General features: G+C 71.5%; 19 protein-coding genes. 15 read left to right on the forward strand and 4 right to left on the reverse strand.

Annotation, left to right across the window (positions count from 1 at the left end; genetic code table 11):
• Positions 1–25 precede the first annotated feature (25 nt).
• The 5 genes from ACFW01_RS07755 to ACFW01_RS07775 are packed head-to-tail and all read left to right on the forward strand — an operon-like array spanning position 26 to position 6,449.
• Positions 26–1,711, forward strand: a complete 1,686-nt coding sequence (locus tag ACFW01_RS07755; RefSeq protein WP_234960120.1) for an extracellular solute-binding protein — start codon at positions 26–28, stop codon at positions 1,709–1,711.
• Positions 1,712–1,737: 26 nt separating this feature from the next.
• The gene (locus ACFW01_RS07760; protein ID WP_234960119.1) at positions 1,738–2,772 is read left to right on the forward strand and encodes an ABC transporter permease subunit; all 1,035 of its coding nucleotides are present in this window, start codon (positions 1,738–1,740) and stop codon (positions 2,770–2,772) included.
• Entirely contained in the window at positions 2,769–3,716 is a 948-nt protein-coding gene (locus ACFW01_RS07765) for a carbohydrate ABC transporter permease (protein ID WP_234960118.1), read from the forward strand. Before ACFW01_RS07760 ends, ACFW01_RS07765 begins: the two co-directional genes overlap by 4 nt.
• Positions 3,716–5,692 (forward strand): beta-galactosidase, encoded by a 1,977-nt coding sequence (locus ACFW01_RS07770; RefSeq protein WP_384502622.1) that lies wholly within the window; start codon positions 3,716–3,718, stop codon positions 5,690–5,692. Before ACFW01_RS07765 ends, ACFW01_RS07770 begins: the two co-directional genes overlap by 1 nt.
• 43 nt (positions 5,693–5,735) lie before the next feature.
• Positions 5,736–6,449: a hypothetical protein gene (locus tag ACFW01_RS07775; protein ID WP_234960116.1), complete on the forward strand. Its 714-nt coding sequence runs from the start codon at positions 5,736–5,738 to the stop codon at positions 6,447–6,449.
• Positions 6,450–6,488: 39 nt separating this feature from the next.
• Here the strand turns inward: ACFW01_RS07775 and ACFW01_RS07780 are convergent, their stop codons facing one another.
• Entirely contained in the window at positions 6,489–7,502 is a 1,014-nt protein-coding gene (locus ACFW01_RS07780; protein WP_234960115.1) for a LacI family DNA-binding transcriptional regulator, read from the reverse strand.
• A gap of 289 nt (positions 7,503–7,791) precedes the next feature.
• Here ACFW01_RS07780 and ACFW01_RS07785 point away from each other — a divergent pair, with 289 nt between their 5' ends.
• The 7 genes from ACFW01_RS07785 to ACFW01_RS07815 all read left to right on the forward strand — a co-directional run bounded on the left by ACFW01_RS07785 (position 7,792) and on the right by ACFW01_RS07815 (position 17,113).
• Positions 7,792–9,738 (forward strand): acyl-CoA dehydrogenase family protein, encoded by a 1,947-nt coding sequence (locus tag ACFW01_RS07785; protein WP_384502623.1) that lies wholly within the window; start codon positions 7,792–7,794, stop codon positions 9,736–9,738.
• 119 nt (positions 9,739–9,857) lie between these two features.
• Positions 9,858–11,114, forward strand: a complete 1,257-nt coding sequence (gene dxr, locus ACFW01_RS07790) for a 1-deoxy-D-xylulose-5-phosphate reductoisomerase (protein WP_384502624.1) — start codon at positions 9,858–9,860, stop codon at positions 11,112–11,114.
• An 8-nt stretch (positions 11,115–11,122) separates the two neighbouring features.
• Positions 11,123–12,415 (forward strand): site-2 protease family protein, encoded by a 1,293-nt coding sequence (locus tag ACFW01_RS07795; RefSeq protein WP_234960239.1) that lies wholly within the window; start codon positions 11,123–11,125, stop codon positions 12,413–12,415.
• Between the two features lie 217 nt (positions 12,416–12,632).
• Positions 12,633–13,790 carry a flavodoxin-dependent (E)-4-hydroxy-3-methylbut-2-enyl-diphosphate synthase gene (ispG, locus tag ACFW01_RS07800; protein WP_125495191.1) on the forward strand — a complete coding sequence of 386 codons (1,158 nt, stop codon included), beginning with the start codon at positions 12,633–12,635 and terminating at the stop codon, positions 13,788–13,790.
• A 98-nt stretch (positions 13,791–13,888) separates the two neighbouring features.
• Positions 13,889–14,737, forward strand: coding sequence for a GNAT family N-acetyltransferase (locus ACFW01_RS07805; RefSeq protein WP_234961749.1), 849 nt, complete (start codon positions 13,889–13,891; stop codon positions 14,735–14,737).
• Positions 14,738–14,767: 30 nt separating this feature from the next.
• Complete coding sequence (locus tag ACFW01_RS07810) at positions 14,768–15,304, forward strand: GNAT family N-acetyltransferase (protein ID WP_234961748.1); 537 nt, start codon at positions 14,768–14,770, stop codon at positions 15,302–15,304.
• A 105-nt stretch (positions 15,305–15,409) separates the two neighbouring features.
• Positions 15,410–17,113: a proline--tRNA ligase gene (locus tag ACFW01_RS07815; protein WP_384502625.1), complete on the forward strand. Its 1,704-nt coding sequence runs from the start codon at positions 15,410–15,412 to the stop codon at positions 17,111–17,113.
• 377 nt (positions 17,114–17,490) lie between these two features.
• Here ACFW01_RS07815 and ACFW01_RS07820 read toward each other — a convergent pair whose 3' ends face one another.
• Genes ACFW01_RS07820 through ACFW01_RS07830 form a run of 3 tightly spaced genes read right to left on the reverse strand, consistent with a single transcriptional unit; the run spans position 17,491 to position 19,493 of the window.
• Positions 17,491–18,402: an aminoglycoside phosphotransferase family protein gene (locus tag ACFW01_RS07820; RefSeq protein ID WP_234961746.1), complete on the reverse strand. Its 912-nt coding sequence runs from the start codon at positions 18,400–18,402 to the stop codon at positions 17,491–17,493.
• A 39-nt stretch (positions 18,403–18,441) separates the two neighbouring features.
• The gene (locus ACFW01_RS07825) at positions 18,442–18,933 is read right to left on the reverse strand and encodes a ferritin-like domain-containing protein (protein ID WP_384502626.1); all 492 of its coding nucleotides are present in this window, start codon (positions 18,931–18,933) and stop codon (positions 18,442–18,444) included.
• A gap of 2 nt (positions 18,934–18,935) precedes the next feature.
• Complete coding sequence (locus ACFW01_RS07830) at positions 18,936–19,493, reverse strand: hypothetical protein (protein WP_384502627.1); 558 nt, start codon at positions 19,491–19,493, stop codon at positions 18,936–18,938.
• 253 nt (positions 19,494–19,746) lie between these two features.
• Here ACFW01_RS07830 and rimP point away from each other — a divergent pair, with 253 nt between their 5' ends.
• The 3 genes from rimP (at position 19,747) to ACFW01_RS07845 (ending at position 21,686) form a co-directional block, all read left to right on the forward strand.
• A complete protein-coding gene (gene rimP, locus ACFW01_RS07835) occupies positions 19,747–20,277 on the forward strand; it encodes a ribosome maturation factor RimP (protein ID WP_234961743.1) in 531 nt (176 codons plus the stop codon).
• A 2-nt stretch (positions 20,278–20,279) separates the two neighbouring features.
• On the forward strand, positions 20,280–21,302 hold the full coding sequence (nusA, locus tag ACFW01_RS07840; RefSeq protein ID WP_234961742.1) for a transcription termination factor NusA: 1,023 nt from the start codon (positions 20,280–20,282) through the stop codon (positions 21,300–21,302).
• Positions 21,303–21,404: 102 nt separating this feature from the next.
• Positions 21,405–21,686 carry a YlxR family protein gene (locus ACFW01_RS07845; protein WP_125493785.1) on the forward strand — a complete coding sequence of 94 codons (282 nt, stop codon included), beginning with the start codon at positions 21,405–21,407 and terminating at the stop codon, positions 21,684–21,686.
• Positions 21,687–21,844 lie beyond the last annotated feature (158 nt).

Below are 21,844 nucleotides of genomic sequence, written 5' to 3' on the forward strand. Positions count from 1 at the left end.
GGTGCGCCACGAAGGGTTGACGCAAATGACGCCGAACGCCGCCTCCGGTCCCAGCCGGAGAAGTTTCCTCGCCTCCACGGCGGTCGCCACCGCAGCGGTGGCCGGAGGGGTGCCGCTGCTTACCGCCTGCGGGGGATCCGACGGAGGCTCGCGCGAGGGCACCACGTCGGGCAAGGCCGCCGACAAGCTGCTGCCGGCGTACGTGGCGGCCGGCGTGGTCACCCCCGACATCCCCAGCAAGAACGGCTCCGCGGTCGGCTTCACCGGGAAACTCGACCTCGCGGACCTGAAGACCTCGGTGCCCGAGAAGCTCGGCAAGGGCGGCCGGGTCACCGTCATGTCCCCGTTCTGGGGGTCACCGCCCAAGGGGGGCAACGCCTACTACCGGGCGATGAACGACCTCATCGGTGTCGACGTGGCCTGGCAGAACCAGGACGGCAACACCTACGACCAGAAGCTCGGCGCGGTCCTCGCCTCCAGCGAGGTGCCCGACGTGGTGGTCGTGCCCGGCTGGAACATGACCGGCAGGATCCCCAGCGCCATCATCGGCAAGTTCGCCGACCTCGGCCCCCACCTCTCCGGCGACGCGGTCAAGGAGTACCCGAACCTCGCCGCGATCCCGACCGACGCCTGGCGGCGCTCCATCTTCGGCGGCAGGCTCCGCGGCCTGCCGATGCCCTCCTCCTACGTGACCGGCATCGTGCCCCTGTACCGGCGGGACGTCTTCGAGAAGGAGGGCTACGAGGTCCCGCGCTCCTGCGACGAGTTCATGGCGCTGGCCAAGGACGCCACCAGCGCGAAGGCCAAGCGCTGGGCCTGCCTGGACATGAAGTGGACCGCCTTCAACGCCTTCGGGGTGCTCTCCGGCAACGAGAAGGCGCTCGGCTGGCACGAGATCGACGGCAAGCTCGTCAACCGCGTGGAGACCGACGAGTACCTCGAGGCGCTGGAGTGGACCCGCAAGCTCTTCGCCGCCGGTGTCACCCACCCCGACGCCGACCTCGGCAAGAGCAGCGCGGCCGACCCCGGGCCGAAGTTCGCGGCCGGCGAGTTCCTGATCTACAACCAGGACATGTCGCAGTGGTGGAGCCGCACCGCCGAGCAGGCCACCCAGAACCCCGACTTCGAGATCTGGGGCATGGACATCTTCGGCCACGACGGCGGCGACCCCGTGCTGTGGGCCATGAACCCGGCCACCATCTTCGCCTTCGTCAACAAGAAGGCGTCCGAGTCGGTGGTCCGCGACGTGCTGGCCATGGCCAACGTCACCGCCGCGCCGTACGGCACCAGGGAGTACATGACCACCAACTACGGCGTCGAGGGCACCCACTACACCGTCGAGGACGGCGTCCCCACCAAGACCGAACAGGGCAACGTCGAGGTCATGAACGCCTACGTGATGGTGGCGAGCCCCGCCCCCACCATCGCCCGCCCCGACTTCCCCGAGGTCGGCAAGGGGCAGGTCGAGTGGCAGCAGCGGATGGGCGCCTTCACCAAGAAGTCCGCCTTCTACGGCATGCAGGTCGTCGAGCCCGCCCGCTACACCAACCTCGCCAACGACTTCGAGCAGCTGGAGGACGACGTCGTCCGCGGCCGCAAGAAGATCAGCGACGTGCAGCGGGCCGTCTCCGACTGGCGCGGCAAGGGCGGCGACGAGCTGCGCGACTGGTACAAGAAGCTGCTCGACGAGAACGGTTCGGCCGCGAGCTGACCGGCACCGAGGCAAGGAGTCAGGCCGTGTCGCACAGCACGGTGCCTCGGAGCAGGGCCGAGGCCGAAGAGACGAAGACCCCGGTGGCGTCCGGCGACGCCACCGGGCGGGGCAGGAGGAAACCGCCTGCGGGCAAGCTGAGCCCGCGGCTGCGGTTCAGACGCGACCGCGTCCTGCTGCTGATGACACTGCCGGCCATCCTGCTGGTGCTGCTCTTCAACTACGTGCCGATCCTCGGCAACGTCGTCGCCTTCCAGGAGTACGACCCGTACATCAGCGACAACGGCATCGTCTCCATCATGAACAGCCCCTGGGTGGGGCTGGACAACTTCCAGCGCATCTTCGCGGACTCGGCCTTCTGGAACGCCGTACAGAACACGCTGGTGCTCTTCATCCTCCAGCTGGTGCTGTTCTTCCCCATCCCCATCGCGCTCGCGCTGCTCATCAACAGCGTGGTCAGACCGCGGGTGCGGGCCGTCGCGCAGGCCATTCTGTACCTGCCGCACTTCTTCTCCTGGGTGCTGGTCGTCGCCGTCTTCCAGCAACTCTTCGGCGGGGCCGGGATCTTCTCGCAGCTCCTGCGGGAGCACGGGCACGACGGCCTGTCGGTCATGACGGACCCGGGCACCTTCCCCTTCCTGCTCACCGCGGAGAGCGTGTGGAAGGACGCCGGCTGGGGGATCATCGTCTTCCTCGCCGCGCTGGCATCCGTCAGCCCCGACCTCTACGAGGCCGCGGCGATGGACGGCGCGAGCCGGTGGCGCCGCATGTGGCACGTCACGCTGCCCGCGCTGCGCCCGGTCATCGCGCTGCTGCTGGTGCTGCGGGTCGGTGACGCCCTCACCGTCGGATTCGAGCAGATCCTGCTGCAACGCGACGCCGTCGGACCCGGCGCCGCCGAGGTCCTGGACACCTTCGTGTGGTGGAACGGCGTGCGCAACCAGGACTTCGGCTACGCCGCCGCAGCCGGCCTGATCAAGGGCGTCATCAGCCTCGGCCTGGTCCTGGCCGCGAACAAGGTGGCCCATCTCATGGGCGAGCAGGGGGTGTACAAAAAGTGACCGCCGTCATCGACAAGCCCGCCGGGCGTCCCGTACGAGGACCCGGTCGGTGGGCCGCCCCGCCCCGGCCCGCGTGGGAGGAGAAGCCCAGTCCGGCCGGGGTGGCCGGCAAGGGCCTGGTCCTCGCCCTGGCCTGCCTCGGCATCCTGTTCCCGCTGTGGATCGTCGTGGTCACCAGCCTCTCCTCGCGCGCGGCCATCGACGAGGCCGGCGGCCTGGTGATGATCCCCAAGGACGTCACCTTCGTCGCGTACCAGGAACTGCTCAGCGGCGGCCAGGTCACCCGCGCGGCGATGGTCAGCGTCGGCGTCACGCTCGCCGGCACCCTGTTCTCCATGGCGGTGTCCGTGCTGTGCGCCTACGGACTCTCCCGCAGCGGCTCCCTCGGCCACCGCTGGATCCTCATGCTGCTGCTGGCCACGATGTTCTTCAGCGCCGGCCTCATCCCCACCTACCTGCTGGTGCAGTCCCTCGGCCTGATGGACAGCTACCTCGCCCTGATCCTGCCCAGCGCCATCAGCGTCTTCAACATCCTGGTGCTGCGCGGCTTCTTCATGGGCATCTCCCCGGAGCTGATCGACAGCGCCCGCATCGACGGCGCGGGCGACCTGCGCATCCTGTGGCGGATCGTGCTGCCGCTGTCCCGCGCGGTCGTCGCGGTGATCACGCTGTTCTACGCGGTCGGCTACTGGAGCGCCTGGTTCAACGCCTCCCTGTACCTGAACGACCAGGACATGCTGCCCCTCCAGAACGTCATGATCCAGCTGGTCCAGAAGCAGGAGGCGCCGGTCGGTCTCGGCCAGGCCATCAAGACCGGTGAACTCTCCGGCCTCGCCGTGCAGATGGCCGTGATGGTCATGGCCCTGCTGCCGGTCGCCGTCCTGTCCCCGTTCGTCCAGCGCCACTTCAGGAAGGGCATGCTCACAGGGGCGGTGAAGGGCTGATGCCGGACCTCGCGGACGTGACCCGGCACCGCATCCTCTTCGGCGGCGACTACAACCCCGAGCAGTGGCCGGAGGAGACCTGGCCCGAGGACGTCCGCCTGATGAGGGCCGCCGGCGTCAACACCGTCACCGTCGGCGTCTTCTCCTGGGCGCGGCTCGAACCCCGGCCCGGCGTGCACGACTTCGCCTGGCTGGACCGGGTCATGGACCTGCTGCACGAGGGCGGCGTCGGCGTCGTCCTCGCCACCCCCACCGCCTCACCCCCGCCCTGGCTGGGCCACCTGCACCCCGACACCCTGCCCCGTGACGCGGACGGCCGCACCGAGTGGTGGGGCGGCCGGCAGCACTTCTCGCACTCCAGCGCCACCTACCGACGGCACGCCGCCGCCATCACCGAGGCCCTGGCCGCGCGGTACGCGAGCCATCCCGCGCTCGCCATGTGGCACATCAACAACGAGTACTGCACCCATGACCACGGCGACGAGGCCGCCACCCGGTTCCGCCGCTGGCTCCAGGACCGGTACACCACTCTCGACGCCCTCAACACCGCCTGGGGCACCGCCTTCTGGAGCCAGGGCTACGGCGACTGGGCCGAGGTCATGCCGCCCCGCCGCACCCACTACCTGAGGAACCCCGCGCAGGTCCTGGACTTCCGGCGGTTCACCTCCGACATGCTCCTGGAGTGCTTCGCCGCCGAGCGCGACATCGTCCGCCGCCACACCCCGCACCTCCCGGTCACCACCAACTTCATGCCGCTCTGGTCCGGCCAGGACGCCTGGCGCTGGGCCGAGGAGGAGGACGTCGTCTCCGTCGACCTCTACCCCGACCCGCGCGACCCGTACGGCGCGCAGGAGGGCGCCCTCGTCCAGGACCTGACCCGTTCCCAGGCACGTGGCCCGTGGATGCTCATGGAACAGGCGGCCGGAGCGGTCAACTGGCGCGGTGTGAACCACCCCAAGCCCCGCGGCCTGAACCGCCTGTGGTCCTTGCAGGCCGTCGCCCGGGGCGCGGACGCCGTCTGCTACTTCCAGTGGCGCCAGTCGAGGCAGGGCGCCGAGAAGTTCCACTCCGGGATGGTCTCCCACGCGGGCCCGGGTGGCCGCACGTACGAGGAGGTCGTGCGGCTCGGCGCCGACCTCGCGAAGCTCGGCCCGCACGCCGCCGGCACCCGCGTCACCGCCGACATCGCCGTCCTGCACGACTGGCACTCCTGGTGGGCCGCCGACCAGGAGGCCCGCCCCTCCGCCCGCGTCGACCACGCCGACGTCCTGCGCGCCTGGCACCGCGCGCTGTGGCGGGCCCACCTCACCGCCGACTTCGCCCACCCCGACCACGACCTGACCCCGTACAAGGTGGTCCTCGTCCCCCAGCTGTACGCGCTCACCGACACCGCGGTCGACAACCTCCTCGCCCACGTCCGCCGCGGCTCCACCCTCGTCTGCGGTTTCCTCACCGGCGTCGCCGACCAGGACGACCGGATCAGGCCCGGCGGCATGGACGCCCGGCTGCGCGAGCTGTTCGGCATCCGCACCCTGCACGAGTGGTGGCCCCTGGAGGAGGACGAGCGCGCCGGCTGCGACGGCTTCCGGGGCGTCCTGTGGTCGGAGGAGATCGAACCGGACGCCACCGCCGACGAGGTGATCCCGTATCAGGGCGGCGAGCTGGACGGACATCCGGCCGTCCTGCGCAAGGGCGGCGCCTGGTACCTCTCGACCCTCCCCGAACCGGACGCCCTGCGCGACCTGCTCGCCCGGATCGCCGCCGACGCCGGCGTCCGCCCCGTGCTCGACGGGCTCCCGGCCGACGTCGAGGCGGTGCGCCGCGGCGGCCTGCTCTTCCTCCTCCACCACGGCCGCGACCCCGTCACCGTCGCCGTCCCCGGCACCCACCGCGACCTGCTGACCGACGCCACCGTCACCGACCGCGTCACCCTCGGCCGCCACGGCGCGGCCGTCCTCACCGAGCCCGCCTCATGAGCACGACGCCCGGGCACGGCCCCCCACCCATGGAAGGAACCCCATGGCACCACGCACCCGCCCCCGCACCCTGACCGCCCTCCTCGCCCCGGCCCTCGCCCTGGGCGCCACCCTCGGTCTGGCCTCCGCCCCCGCCCAGGCCGCCGTCTGGAACTCGTGCGACCAGTGGGGCAACACCACCCTGGACGGCTACATCCTCTACAACAACATCTGGGGCTCCGGCGCCGGCGCCCAGTGCGTCTGGGCCAACTCCGGCACGAACTGGGGCGCCTGGGCCGACCACCCGAACACGGGCGGCATCAAGTCCTACCCGAACGCCAAGAAGGTGATCAACAAGCCGATCACCTCCCTCGGCTCGCTCCGCAGCAGCTACGACGTCACGGTCCCGGCGGCCGGCGCCTACAACACGTCGTACGACATCTGGGACACGGACTACGACTACGAGATCATGCTCTGGGTCAACCACCACGGAGCCGTCGGCCCGCTCGGCAGCCCGCAGGGTTCCGTCACCCTCGGCGGCCACTCCTGGAACGTCTACAAGGGCAGCAACGGCGCCAACGAGGTCTTCTCGTTCCTGCGCACCTCGGACTCCAGCTCCGGCACGGTCGACATCCTGCCGATCCTGAAGTGGATCAAGGACACCAAGGGCTGGATGGGCGACGAGACCATCGGTGACGTGCAGTTCGGCTACGAGATCACCTCGTCGGCCGGCGGCCTCGACTTCACCACCAACAACCTGACGGTCAGCGGCGGCTGACCCACCGCGCGCGCCCCGGCCCGGGGGCCGGCCCCGCGCTCACGACCGCGCGGGCGCCGGTCCCGAGCTGGCCCGGACGGTCAGCTCCGGCGCGAGCAGCACGACCTCGTCGCTCCCGCGTCCGTCGAGCTTGGCGATCAGCTGCTCCACGGCCTGCCGGCCCATCTCCTGTACGGGCAGGGCGACCGAGGTGAGCCGTACCGAGGCATGGGTGGCGACCTGCTCCGGGCAGACCGCGACCACCGACACGTCCTCGGGGACGGCCCGGCCCTGCCGGCGCAGCAGGGAGAGCAGCGGCTCGACGGCCGACTCGTTCTGGACGACGAAGCCCGTGGTGTCCGGACGCTCGTCGAAGACCCGGGCGAGGGTCGCGGCCATCGCGTCGTACCCGCCCTCGCAGGGCCGGTGCAGCAGCCGCAGGCCCAGCTCCCGGGCCCCGCCGCGCAGCCCGTCGAGGGTGCGTTCGGCGAAGCCGGTGTGCCGTTCGTAGACCGCGGGGGCCTCGCCGATGACGGCGATGTCGCGGTGTCCCAGCCCCGCCAGATGCTCCGCGCACAGCGCGCCGGTCGCCCTGAAGTCGAGGTCGACGCAGGTCAGCCCGTCGGTGTCGGCCGGCAGACCGATCAGCACCGACGGCCGGTCGGTGCCCCGCAGCAGGGGCAGCCGTTCGTCGTCCAGCTCGACGTCCATCACGATCATCGCGTCGGCCAGCCCGCTGCCGGTGACTCGGCGTACCGCGTCGGGGCCCTCCTCGCCGGTGAGCAGCAGCACGTCGTACCCGTGGGTGCGTGCGGTCGTCGCGACGGCGAGGGCGATCTCCATCATCACCGGCACGTACATGTCCCTGCGCAGTGGGATCATGAGCGCGATGATGTTCGACCTGCTGCTGGCCAGGGCGCGGGCGCCGGCGTTCGGGTGGTAGCCGAGCGTGCGGATGCTCTCCTCGACCCGCTGCCGGGTGGTGGTGGAGATGGACCGCTTGCCGCTGAGGACATAGCTCACCGTGCTCGCGGAGACTCCGGCGTGCTGGGCGACCTCGGCGAGGGTGACCATCCAGCTCTCCAAGCGTTGTGAAGCGCTTCGACAGCGCGCGGGGTTGATGTGGGGCGGACGAGGGTGGTTCGACAGTAGCTTCGGGGCGGACGGGTGTCCATAGTCTGTCGAAGCGCTTCGACAGCGTACTCCTCCGCTTCTCCGCCCCGGACATCCCGCCGCGGCATCGGCCGAACGGCCGCACGAAGGGTGGTGGGGCCGCCCGGTATCGGGTACATACGATCGGGTAGCACCGACTAGTAACGTACGTCCGCAAGTTCGCGCAGGACGAATCGTTGAGGTGAGCCTCATGTCCGCAGCAACCACCCCCTCCTCCCGGCCCACGGTCACCGAGCGTGAGGCCCGCCAGGTCGCCGAGGCGGCCCGCGAACAGGACTGGCGCAAGCCCAGCTTCGCCAAGGAACTGTTCCTCGGCCGCTTCCGCCTCGACCTCATCCACCCCCACCCGTTGCCGGCCGACGACGACGTCCAGCGCGGCGAGGAGTTCCTCGCCAAGCTGCGCGACTTCTGCGAGACGAAGATCGACGGATCCGTGATCGAGCGCGACGCGCGCATCCCGGACCAGGTGATCACGGGGCTGAAGGAGCTGGGCGCCTTCGGCATGAAGATCGACACCAAGTACGGCGGTCTCGGCCTGACCCAGGTCTACTACAACAAGGCCCTCGCCCTGGTCGGATCCGCGAACCCGGCGATCGGCGCGCTGCTCTCCGCCCACCAGTCGATCGGCGTGCCCCAGCCGCTGAAGATGTTCGGCACCCAGGAGCAGAAGGACACGTTCCTGCCGCGCTGCGCCCGCACCGACATCTCGGCCTTCCTGCTGACCGAGCCGGACGTCGGCTCCGACCCGGCCCGGCTCGCCACCACGGCGGTGCCCGACGGCGACGACTACGTCCTCGACGGTGTGAAGCTGTGGACGACCAACGGCGTCGTCGCCGACCTGCTCGTCGTGATGGCCCGCGTCCCGAAGTCCGAGGGCCACAAGGGCGGCATCACCGCCTTCGTCGTGGAGGCCGCCTCCGAGGGCGTCACGGTCGAGAACCGCAACGCCTTCATGGGCCTGCGCGGCCTGGAGAACGGCGTCACCCGCTTCCACCGGGTGCGCGTCCCCGCCGCCCACCGCATCGGCCCCGAGGGCGCCGGCCTCAAGATCGCCCTCACCACCCTCAACACCGGCCGCCTCTCGCTGCCCGCCATGTGCGTCGGGGCCGGCAAGTGGTGCCTGAAGATCGCCCGCGAGTGGTCGGCGGTGCGGGAGCAGTGGGGCAAGCCGGTCGCGCTGCACGAGGCGGTCGGCTCGAAGATCTCCTTCATCGCGGCGACCACCTTCGCCCTGGAGGCCGTCCTCGACCTCTCCTCCCAGATGGCCGACGAGGACCGCAACGACATCCGCATCGAGGCCGCCCTCGCCAAGCTCTACGGCTCCGAGATGGCCTGCCTGATGGCGGACGAGCTGGTCCAGATCCGCGGCGGCCGCGGCTTCGAGACCGCGGCCTCCCTGGAGGCGCGGGGCGAGCGGGCCGTACCCGCCGAGCAGATCCTGCGCGACCTGCGCATCAACCGCATCTTCGAGGGCTCCACCGAGATCATGCACCTGCTGATCGCACGGGAGGCCGTCGACGCCCATCTCTCGGTCGCCGGCGACCTGATCGACCCCGACAAGACCCTGGCCGACAAGGCGAAGGCGGGCGCGCAGGCCGGCGCCTTCTACGCCAAGTGGCTGCCCAAGCTCGTCGCGGGACCGGGCCAACTCCCGCGCTCCTACGCCGGCTTCCACCCCTCCGGCCACCCCGACCTCGCCGCCCACCTGCGCTACGTCGAACGCACCGCCCGCAAACTGGCCCGCTCCACCTTCTACGCCATGTCCCGCTGGCAGGGCCGGATGGAGACCAAGCAGGGCTTCCTGGGCCGGATCGTCGACATCGGCGCGGAGCTGTTCGCGATGAGCGCCGCCTGCGTCCGCGCCGAACACCTGCGCGCCACCGACGACCACGGCCGCGAGGCCTACCAACTGGCCGACGCCTTCTGCCGCCAGTCCCGGATCCGCGTCGAGGAACTCTTCGGCCGCCTCTGGACCAACACCGACGACCTGGACCGCAAGGTGGTCAAGGGCGTGCTGGGCGGCGCGTACGAGTGGCTCGAAGAGGGCATCGTCGACCCGTCGGGCGACGGCCCCTGGATCGCGGACGCGACCCCGGGAGCCTCCCGGCGGGAGAACGTCCACCGCCCCGTCCGCTGAGCGCGGCAGCCGCGGTCCCGGCCCTGTGGCCGGGACCGCTGCCCGGCACGCCCTCCCCGCTACACCCGTGCGAGGGACGCGCTGTCCTCCCGGACAGCCGTTGCGGCCACAATGGAGGGATGAGCGACAGTCCAGCCCCACTCGCCGACCCCCACCTCGTCTACGACCCGGTGGCGGGCGACGGCCCGAAGGACGTGGTGATCCTCGGGTCCACCGGGTCGATCGGGACCCAGGCCATCGACCTCGTGCTGCGCAACCCGGACCGCTTCCGGGTCACCGGCCTGTCCGCCAACGGCGGCCGGGTCGGCCTCCTCGCCGAGCAGGCGCACCGGCTGAGGCCGCGGACCGTCGCCGTCGCCCGCGAGGACGTCGTCCCCGCGCTGCGCGAGGCACTGGGCGCCCGGTACGACGGCCGGGAGCCGCTTCCCGAGATCCTCGCGGGACCGGACGCGGCGACCCGGCTGGCCGCCTCCGACTGCCACACCGTCCTCAACGGCATCACCGGCTCCATCGGACTCGCTCCGACCCTCGCCGCCCTGGAGGCCGGCCACACCCTCGCGCTGGCCAACAAGGAATCGCTCATCGTCGGCGGCCCGCTGGTCAAGGCCCTCGCCAAGCCCGGGCAGATCATCCCGGTCGACTCCGAGCACGCCGCCCTCTTCCAGGCCCTGGCCGCCGGCACCCGCGCCGACGTGCGCAAGCTCGTCGTCACCGCCTCCGGCGGCCCCTTCCGCGGCCGGACCAGGGACCAGCTGGCCCGCGTCACCGTCGACGACGCCCTCGCCCACCCCACCTGGGCGATGGGCCCGGTGATCACGATCAACTCCGCCACCCTGGTCAACAAGGGCCTGGAGGTGATCGAGGCGCACCTCCTCTACGACATTCCCTTCGACCGCATTGAGGTGGTCGTGCACCCGCAGTCGTATGTCCACTCGATGGTTGAGTTCACGGACGGATCGACCCTGGCCCAGGCGACGCCCCCCGACATGGGCGGGCCCATCGCCATCGGCCTCGGCTGGCCCGAACGCGTCCCCGACGCCGCCCCCAGCTTCGACTGGAGCAAGGCCTCCACCTGGGAGTTCTTCCCGCTGGACAACGAGGCCTTCCCCTCGGTGAACCTGGCCCGGCACGTCGGACAGCTCGCGGGCACGGCCCCGGCGGTGTTCAATGCCGCCAACGAGGAGTGCGTCGAGGCGTTCCGCTCCGGCGCGCTGCCGTTCCTCGGGATCATGGAGACCGTCACGCGGGTGGTCGAGGAGCACGGCACCCCCCGTACGGGAACCTCGCTCACCGTCGCGGACGTCCTCGAAGCGGAGACCTGGGCACGCGCCCGGGCCCGGCAACTGGCGGCACAGACGGCGGAGGCCCGTGCATGACGACCCTGATGTTCATCCTCGGCATAGTCCTCTTCGCCGTCGGCCTGCTGTTCTCCATCGCCTGGCACGAACTGGGCCACCTCTCCACGGCCAAGCTCTTCGGCATCCGGGTGCCGCAGTACATGGTCGGCTTCGGGCCGACGCTCTTCTCGCGGAGGAAGGGCGAGACCGAGTACGGCGTCAAGGCCATCCCGTTCGGCGGCTACATCCGCATGATCGGCATGTTCCCGCCCGGCCCCGACGGCCGCATGGAGGCCCGTTCCACCTCACCGTGGCGCGGGATGATCGAGGACGCGCGCTCGGCCGCCTTCGAGGAGCTCCAGCCCGGCGACGACAAGCGCCTGTTCTACACGCGCAAGCCGTGGAAACGGGTCATCGTGATGTTCGCGGGCCCGTTCATGAACCTCATCCTGGCGGTGGTGCTGTTCCTCACCGTCCTCATGGGCTTCGGCATCTCGCAGCAGACCACCACCGTCAGCTCCGTCTCCCAGTGCGTCATCTCACAGACGGAGAACCGCGACGACTGCACCAAGTCCGACCCGGCCTCCCCGGCCGCGGCGGCCGGTCTGCGCGCCGGGGACAAGATCCTCGCCTTCGACGGCGTACGCACCGACGACTGGGACAAGCTGTCCAACCTGATCCGCGCCAACCCCGGCGAGCAGGTGCCGGTCGTCGTCGAGCGCAAGGGTGAGGAGATCACCCTGAACGCGACCATCGCCACCAACCAGGTCGCCAAGAAGGACGCGAACGGCCAGATCGTCGAGGGCGAGTACGTCACCGCCGGCTTCCTCGGTTTCAGCGCCGCCACCGGGGTGGTGAAGCAGGACTTCGGCCAGTCCGTGACCTGGATGGGCGACCGGATCGGCGACGCCGTCGACTCCCTCGCCGCCCTGCCCGCCAAGATCCCCGCCCTGTGGGACGCCGCCTTCGGGGACGGACCCCGCGAGGCCGACTCCCCGATGGGCGTGGTGGGCGCCGCCCGGGTCGGCGGTGAGATCGCCACCCTGGACATCCCGCCCACCCAGCAGCTCGCCATGTTCGTCATGCTGGTGGCCGGCTTCAACCTCTCCCTGTTCCTCTTCAACATGCTCCCGCTGCTGCCGCTCGACGGCGGCCACATCGCGGGCGCGCTGTGGGAGTCGCTGCGCCGGGCCGCGGCCAAGGTGCTGCGCAGGCCCGACCCGGGCCCCTTCGACGTCGCCAAGCTGATGCCGGTGGCCTACGTGGTGGCGGGCATCTTCGTCTGCTTCACGCTGCTGGTACTGGTGGCGGACGTCGTCAATCCCGTACGAATCTCCTGATATCGGCACAATCCGACCGATCCGATGAGAAGCCCGATCCGGAGAGCCTGTCCCTCCGGACCGGGCTTCACTCCGTTCGTCCGGCAGATGGACGCCAAAGGGTGCATCTCGCGCGCACCGTGTCCCCGGCGTTCATGTGCGTGCCGTAATCTCGAATGCCGGAGCCCGCCGCAGAACGGGGCCGGACCTTGATCCACGACTTGGGGTTGCACAGCAGATGACTGCCATTTCTCTCGGCATGCCGGACGTTCCGACCAGGCTCGCGGAGCGCCGCAAGAGCCGGCAGATCCAGGTCGGCGCCGTGGCGGTGGGCGGCGACGCCCCCGTGTCGGTGCAGTCCATGACCACGACCCGTACCTCGGACATCGGCGCGACGCTCCAGCAGATCGCCGAGCTGACCGCCTCCGGCTGCCAGATCGTCCGGGTGGCCTGCCCGACCCAGGACGACGCGGACGCGCTCCCGGTGATCGCGCGGAAGTCGCAGATCCCGGTGATCGCCGACATCCACTTCCAGCCCAAGTACGTGTTCGCCGCGATCGAGGCGGGCTGCGCGGCGGTCCGTGTCAACCCGGGCAACATCAAGCAGTTCGACGACAAGGTCAAGGAGATCGCCAAGGCGGCGAAGGACCACGGCACCCCGATCCGCATCGGCGTGAACGCGGGCTCCCTGGACCGCCGCCTGCTCCAGAAGTACGGCAAGGCGACCCCCGAGGCACTCGCCGAGTCCGCGCTGTGGGAGGCGTCCCTCTTCGAGGAGCACGACTTCCGGGACATCAAGATCTCGGTGAAGCACAACGACCCGGTCGTGATGGTCGAGGCCTACCGCCAGCTCGCCGCCCAGTGCGACTACCCGCTCCACCTCGGCGTGACCGAGGCCGGCCCCGCCTTCCAGGGCACCATCAAGTCGGCGGTCGCCTTCGGCGCGCTGCTCTCGCAGGGCATCGGCGACACCATCCGCGTCTCCCTCTCCGCCCCGCCGGTCGAGGAGATCAAGGTCGGCATCCAGATCCTGGAGTCGCTCAACCTGCGCCAGCGCGGCCTCGAGATCGTCTCCTGCCCGTCCTGCGGCCGCGCCCAGGTCGACGTCTACAAGCTCGCCGAAGAGGTCACCGCCGGTCTTGACGGCATGGAGGTCCCCCTCCGCGTCGCCGTCATGGGCTGCGTCGTCAACGGCCCCGGCGAGGCCCGCGAGGCCGACCTCGGCGTCGCCTCGGGCAACGGCAAGGGCCAGATCTTCGTCAAGGGCGAGGTCATCAAGACCGTCCCCGAGTCGAAGATCGTGGAGACCCTCATCGAGGAGGCCATGAAGATCGCCGAGCAGATGGAGAAGGACGGCGTGACCTCCGGCGAGCCCTCCGTCTCCATCGCGGGCTGACCCTCCCCGCTCCGGCCGCGTCGCCCGGAGGGCGGCGCGGCAAATGAGTGGCGGGTACAGTGCGGGGACCAGCAGATCTCAGGGTGAGGCCCCCGCACGTGTTGACGCAGACCACCTCCCGCGTGCTCGAACCGAGCGACCTGGACGCCGCGCTCGCCATCCTCGACAGCGAGCCGGTCGCGAACGCCTTCGTGGCCGCCCGGGTGAACATCGCCGGACTCGACCCGTGGCGCCTCGGCGGGGAGATGTGGGGCTGGTACGAGCACGGCATGCTGACGTCGCTGTGCTACGCGGGAGCCAACCTCGTCCCCATCTGCGCCAACGAACGCGCCGTCCGCGCCTTCGCCGACCGCGCCCGCCGGGCCGGCCGCCGCTGCTCCTCGATCGTCGGCCCCGCCGACCAGACCGCCCAGCTGTGGCGGCTGCTCGAACCCGGCTGGGGCCCCGCCCGCGAGGTCCGCACCCGCCAGCCCCTCATGGTCACCGACCGCATGCCCGGGGACATCGTCCCCGACCCCTACGTCCGCCGCGTACGCAAGGACGAGCTGGACCGGGTCATGCCGGCCTGCGTGGCGATGTTCACCGAGGAGGTCGGCATCTCCCCGCTGGCCGGCGACGGCGGCCTCCTCTACCAGGCCAGGGTCGCCGAACTCGTCGGCTCCGGCCGCTCGTTCGCCCGGTTCGACGCCGACGGCAAGGTCGTCTTCAAGGCCGAGATCGGCGCCGCCACCGACCGCGCCTGCCAGATCCAGGGCGTGTGGGTGGCCCCCGAGTACCGGGGCAAGGGCCTGGCGGCCCCGGGCATGGCGGCGGTCCTCCGCTACGCCCTCGCGGACGTGGCCCCGGTGGCGAGCCTGTACGTCAACGACTTCAACACGGCGGCCCGACGGACGTACCTCCGGGTGGGCTTCCAAGAGGTCGGCGCCTTCATGAGCGTGCTGTTCTGAGCCCCGCGGCAGGGCTGTAGGCTCCCCGCCATGGACCTCGTGATCGGCCCACTGGACCTCTCCGCGCACGTGGACGAGGCCCTGGCCGTCCAAGCCGCGGCGTTCGGACTCGGCCCCGACGAGGTCGCCGTCCGCCGCCAGATCGTCCTGCGCCACATGACCCACCCGGGCGCCCGGGCCCTCGGGGCCACCGTCGTCGGCGACCTCGTCGGCTTCGTCTACGGCATGCCCAACGACCGCACCCACTGGTGGTCCACCGTGGTCGAGCCCTACCTCCGCGCCCAGGGCACGGACGCCTGGCTCGACGACTCCTTCGTCATCACCGAGCTTCACGTCCACCCGGCCCACCAGAACCGCGGCGCGGGCCGCGCCCTGATCACCACGATCACCGACAGCGCCACGGAACCCCGCTCGATCCTCTCGGCCATCGACACCGAGAGCCCCGCCCGCGGCCTCTACCGCTCCCTCGGCTACCAGGACCTGGCCCGCCAGGTCCTCTTCCCGAGCGCCCCCAAGCCGTACGCGGTGATGGGCGCCGCACTTCCGCTGCGCAGGCCGTCCGGATAACCGATTTCCACCGTGCGCGGCCCCCCGGCTAACCGATTTCCACCGTGCGCGGCCCCCCGGCTAACCTCCTAGCACCACCCTTACGCAGCAGGAGACACGAGAACCATGGCCAACGCACCGGTCCAGCGCATGTCGAAGTTGATGGCGAAGACGCTGCGCGACGACCCGGCGGACGCCGAGGTCCTCAGCCACAAGCTGCTGGTCCGCGCCGGCTACGTGCGCCGCACCGCCGCCGGCCTCTGGAGCTGGCTGCCGCTCGGCAAGAAGGTCCTCGGCAACATCGAGCGCATCGTCCGCGAGGAGATGGACGCCATCGGCGCCCAGGAGGTCCAGCTCCCCGCCCTGCTGCCGCGCGAGCCGTACGAGGCCACCGGCCGCTGGGCGGAGTACGGCCCCGAGCTGTTCCGTCTCCAGGACCGCAAGGGCGGCGACTACCTCCTCGGCCCGACCCACGAGGAGATCTTCACCCTCCTGGTGAAGGACCAGGCGTCCTCCTACAAGGACCTGCCGGTCATCCTCTACCAGATCCAGAACAAGTACCGCGACGAGGCCCGCCCCCGGGCCGGCATCCTGCGCGGCCGCGAGTTCCTGATGAAGGACTCCTACTCCTTCGACGTCGCCGACGAGGGCCTGGCCGAGTCCTACGCCCTGCACCGCGCCGCCTACCAGCGCATCTTCGAGCGCCTCGGCCTGGACTACCGCATCTGCGCGGCCACCGCGGGCGCGATGGGCGGCTCGAAGTCCGAGGAGTTCCTGGCTCCCGCGCAGGCCGGCGAGGACACCTTCGCCGACTGCCCGAACTGCGACTTCGCCGCCAACACGGAAGCGATCACGTACACCCTCAAGCCGGTGGACGCGGCCTCCGTACCCGCCGCGGAGGACATCCCCACCCCCGACACCCCCACCATCGAGACCCTGGCCGCCTCCCTCGGCGTCGAGGCCTCCGCCACCCTGAAGAACCTCCTGGTCAAGGTGGACGGCGAGATCGTGGCCGTGGGCGTCCCCGGCGACCGCGAGGTCGACATGAACAAGGTGGAGGCACACTTCGCCCCCGCCGCCGTCGAACTGGTCACCGCGGAGGACTTCGTCGGCCGCCCCGACCTGGTCCGCGGCTACGTGGGCCCGCAGGGCCTGGGCGACAAGGTCACGTACGTCGCCGACCCCCGCGTCGCGCCCGGCACCGCGTGGATCACGGGCGCCAACAAGGCCGACACCCACGCCAAGAACGTCGTGGCGGGCCGCGACTTCGAGGTCGACACCTACGTCGACGTCGTGGTCGTCCGCGAGGGCGACCCCTGCCCGAAATGCGGCACCGGCCTCAAGCTGGACCGCGCCATCGAGATCGGCCACATCTTCCAGCTGGGCCGCAAGTACGCCGACGCCCTCAAGCTCGACGTCCTCGGCCAGAACGGCAAGCCGGCCCGCGTCACGATGGGCTCCTACGGCATCGGCGTCTCCCGCGCCGTCGCGGCCCTCGCCGAGCAGCACGCCGACGACAAGGGCCTCGTCTGGTCCAAGGAGGTCGCCCCGGCCGACGTCCACGTCGTCGCGGCCGGCAAGGCCCTCCAGACCGAACTGGCCCTCGAAGTCTCCGACAAGCTGGCCGCGGCCGGCGTACGCGTCCTGGTCGACGACCGCGCGGGCGTCTCCCCGGGCGTCAAGTTCACGGACTCGGAACTCATCGGCGTCCCCCAGATCCTGGTCGCGGGCCGCCGCTCGGCCGAGGGCGTCCTGGAACTCAAGGACCGCCGCACGGGCGCCCGCGAGGAACTGACGGTCGACGAGGCCATCACCCGCCTCACCAGCTGACCCCGGCCGGGGGCGCCGCTACACGAGGTGGCCCCCGGAGTGGGTGCGGGCGCGGGGGTGGGTGTCGCGGTCCGGCGCTTGCCGGGTGCCGCCCGCGCCCCTCACGTACCGCCCCAGGCGGCACATGGGCCCGCGGTCACGAGGGGGCATACAGCCCCCGCCCCCGAACCGGTTGGCCGCGTACGGCGAGAAGGGGTCGTGTCGGGGGGTGTCCGCCCGCAGCGGTTGGCGCGTCAACGCGGTCACTTCCGTGGCCGACCGATTCCGCGCCGTTCCGAGGACGGACACCCCCCGGCGCGGCCCCGACCCACCCCCGAACCCAAAGCGCTACGCGCACCCCCACCGAACCCGCACAGGCGCCGCAGGCATCCCGCCCCTCACAGCCAGCCCGCGAACTCCAGCAACAGCTCCGCGTCCTTCTCCCGCCCCACCCGCCGAGCCCGCACCCCCGACTCGACCGCGCGGAACAGCGTCCACCCCCGCAGCCGCTCCTGATCGACCTCCAGCGACTCCGCGAGCCGCTTGACCCGCCGCCGGGTCGTAGAGGCCCCCGACGGCTGGGCGATGAGATCCTCCACCCGATCCCGCACCAGCCGCGCCAGGTCGAACGCACTCTCGCCCACCACCGGATCCGGCCCCACCGCCAGCCAGGGCATCCGATCCCCGGCCAGCACCTTGCTCTGCCGGAACGTCCCGTGCAGCAGCCGCGCCGGAGGCGGCCCCGCCAGCAGCTCCTCCCGGGCCCCGAGCGCCGCGTCGACCAGCGGCGCCACCTCGGGGTCCGCCGCCGCCCCCGTCCGCATGGCCTCCGCCTGCCGCCCGGTCCGCTCGGCCACCGTCTCGAAGGGGTGGCCGTCCGGCGGCTCGACCCACAGCCGCCGCAGCGCCCCCGCCGCCTCCAGCAACGCCTTCGCCTCCGGCAACGACCGCACCGACACATCCGGATGCAGCCGTTCCAGCAGCAGTACCCCCTCGCCGCCCTCCCCGACAGCGGCCTCCTCGCGCAGCTGAACCGCCCCCAGCCCACCCCAGTGCGCCAGCGCGGCCCGCTCACTCTCCGGACGCGCCCGCCGCGGGGCCAGCTTCAGCACCGCCGGTGTCCCCTCGGCATCCCGCACGAGGACCACGAGGCTGCTCCGCCCACCGGGCACCTGCACCCGCTCGGCGCTCAGCCCGCGCAGCGCCACCGCCCGCTCCGCCGCCTCCGGCAGCCGCGCCAGCCAGTCGTCGCCACCAGGTGCCGTCTCGCCGAGCGCCCTGACCAGCCGCCGCGGCGCTTCGAAAGCCATGCGCGAGCCGTTCCCTTCCCGTACGTGCAGCCGTACGCGTTACCCAGTCGGTGTGGCCGAAGCCGAGGCATCCGGAGCCGAGGTGTGCGCCGACGTCGTGCCGGTCCACTCCGCGAGCCCAGGGAAGGCTACGCTCCCGCCCCGCCACCGCGCCGCACGGACCGCCGCCTCCCGCAGCGCCCCGGCGGCAGCGGCCCGCCGGTCGCCCTCGGCCGCCCGCACCAGGTCGGAGTAGACCCCGGCGAGCCGCTCCTCCAGCTCGCCCGCCAGCCGCACCGCGGCGGCCGCGTCCGGGACCGTGAAGGGCAGCGCGTACCCGGCGGACGCGGCCACCGGCCGCCCGCCCAGACCCCGCACGTCGCGCACCAGCGCGTCCCGCCGTGCCCGGTGCGCGTCATACGCGGCCCGCGCCGCGCCGCGCCGTTCCTCACCGATCCGCCCGCCGACGACCCCGTAGCCGTACACGGCCGCGTGTTCGGCCGAAAGAGCCGCCTGGAGGGCGTCCAGCTCCCGGTCCTCCGCCTCGCTCACCGTCACCCTCCGTCCGTCAGCAGATACACGTGCGCCGCCCCGGCCGCCGCCACCGACGCCAGCAGCCGCGCCAGCTCACCCGGCACTTCCAGCAGCGCCTGGGCCCGCCGGTCGGCCAGTTTCCGCTCGGCGCCGGCCAGCAGGGCCACCGCGTCCTTCTCGTCCACGGGCACCCGCCCGACATCGTCCCCCGGCCCGGCGGCCCGCGCGGACCCCGAAGGCGAGGCCTCCGACGGCGCCCCCGGCGAGGCCGTACCCCCCGTGCCCTTCGCGCCGAACGCCTCCGCGTGCCGCAGGACCTCCGCCCGCAGCGGACGCAACCGCTCCGCCAGCCCCGGATGAGCGGCGATCACCGCCGCGTACCGCGCGGCCAGCGCCTCGCTGTCCCGGCCCGCACGCGCGCGTGCCGCGTCGGCCGCGGACCGTTCGGCGGCCGGTTCCCCGGACTCAGAGCCGCCGGAGCACCCGACGAGCAGGACGGCCCCGGCGGCCCCGGTGGCCGACACGAGCAGACTCCTTCTGCGCGGCCCCGGCGGGCGCGGCGATGCGGAAAGCGACACGGCAGACGTCCTCGACAAGCTCGTACGGAAGCGGCGGCAAAGCGACGGACACGGTGACGGGCAGAGCGACCGGCGGCGCGGTGGCGGCCCACGGTGCGGCCGGCCCGTGATCACGGTACCCGGGCCCCGGCCGGGCACCGGTCATCGGCACCGCCGAGCCGGGGTGGACGGCAACACCCCCCGGGACCCGATACCCTTTGACCAGACACGCGCCCCATCCCACAACAGCACACGCGGCCGAGGAGTCACCCGGATGAGCACCACCCAGAGCGAGAGGCTGCGAGAGCTGCTTGAGCCGCTCGTCGCCTCCCAGGGACTGGACCTCGAGGAGATCGCGGTGGACTCGGTCGGCCGCAAGCGTGTGCTGAGAGTGGTCGTCGACTCCGACACCGGCGCCGACCTGGACCGGATCGCCGATGTGAGCCGCGCGCTCTCGGCGAAGCTGGACGAGAGCGACGCGATGGGCGACGCGGAGTACACCCTCGAAGTGGGCACCCCGGGTGCCGAGCGCTCCCTGACCGAGCACCGCCACTACGTGCGCGCCACGGACCGGCTGGTCCGCTTCCAGCTGCACGAGGGCGGCGAGCTGGTCGCCCGCATCGTGGCCGTGGACGAGGACGGAATCGACCTCGAGGTGCCCGGCGTCAAGGGCCGCAAGGCCACCACCCGCAGACTCGCCTTCGGTGACATCGACAAGGCACGCGTCCAGGTCGAGTTCAACCGCAAGGACACCAAGAGCACCGAGCACACCCAGAACAGCGACACGACGGAAGAGGAGGCGTAGCCGTGGACATCGACATGAGCGCCCTGCGGGGCTTGGTACGGGAGAAGGAGATCTCCTTCGACCTGCTGGTCGAAGCGATCGAGTCGGCCCTCCTCATCGCCTATCACCGCACCGAGGGAAGCCGCCGGCACGCGCGCGTGGAACTCAAGCGGGACACCGGACACGTGACCGTGTGGGCGAAGGAGGACCCCGACGACCTCGAAGAGGGCCAGGCGGCCCGCGAGTTCGACGACACCCCGTCCGACTTCGGCCGCATCGCCGCCACCACCGCCAAGCAGGTCATCCTGCAGCGGCTGCGCGACGCCGAGGACGACGCGACGCTCGGCGAGTACGCCGGCCGCGAGGGCGACATCGTCACCGGCGTGGTCCAGCAGGGCCGCGACCCGAAGAACGTGCTGGTCGACATCGGCAAGCTGGAAGCCATCCTGCCGGTGCAGGAGCAGGTGCCCGGCGAGACCTACCCGCACGGCATGCGGCTGCGGTCCTACGTGGTCCGGGTGGCCAAGGGCGTGCGCGGTCCCTCCGTGACGCTGTCCCGTACCCACCCCAACCTGGTGAAGAAGCTCTTCGCCCTGGAGGTGCCGGAGATCGCCGACGGGTCCGTGGAGATCTCCGCGATCGCCCGCGAGGCCGGTCACCGCACCAAGATCGCCGTCCGCTCCACCCGCTCGGGCCTGAACGCCAAGGGCGCCTGCATCGGCCCCATGGGCGGCCGGGTGCGCAATGTCATGGGGGAGCTGAACGGCGAGAAGATCGACATCGTGGACTGGTCGGACGACCCGGCCGAGATGGTGGCGAACGCGCTCTCCCCGGCCCGCGTCTCCAAGGTGGAGGTCGTGGACCTCGCCGCGCGCTCCGCGCGGGTGATCGTGCCGGACTACCAGCTGTCGCTGGCCATCGGCAAGGAGGGCCAGAACGCCCGCCTCGCGGCCCGGCTGACCGGCTGGCGCATCGACATCCGCCCGGACACCGAGCAGCCGTCCGGAGAGCCCTCCGCGCAGCCCTCGGGCGAGCACGGGGAATAGATCCAAGCCGCACGGCGCTGAGATCACGTCAGCTTTGCGTGCGGCGCGTGTTCGATTCTTGCCCCGAAGGGGTGAGGTCGGCCCGGGGAGGTAGACTTAGGAGTGTCTGGCCGGACACGTACCCGAGCATGCCCTGAGCGCACCTGCGTGGGGTGCCGGGAGCGAGCGGTCAAGAGCGAGCTGCTGCGCATCGTGGCGGACGAGGGTCATTGCACCCCTGATCCACGCGGTACGCTGCCCGGCCGGGGTGCGTACGTACACCCCGTACCGGTCTGTGTCGACCAGGCGGTGCGCCGCAAGGCGTTCCCGCGGGCGCTCCGCGTCCCGGGTCCGCTCGACGTAAAGGCGTTGCGCCACTACGTCGAGCAGGCACAAGGTTGCTGAAAGCAGCATGTAAGCAACGTGGTAAGGAAGACGAGCCGTGCGGAACCCGCCGCGCGGCCCGGTACCTCGCGAGTCGAAAGCAGGTCGAGATTGCGATGAGCACTCGATGAGTACGCGATGAGTACGCCCATGAACTAGCGACGGTCCGGACGCAACCC

Source organism: Streptomyces sp. NPDC058985 (genome assembly GCF_042740985.1).
In the GTDB taxonomy this organism is placed as follows: domain Bacteria; phylum Actinomycetota; class Actinomycetes; order Streptomycetales; family Streptomycetaceae; genus Streptomyces.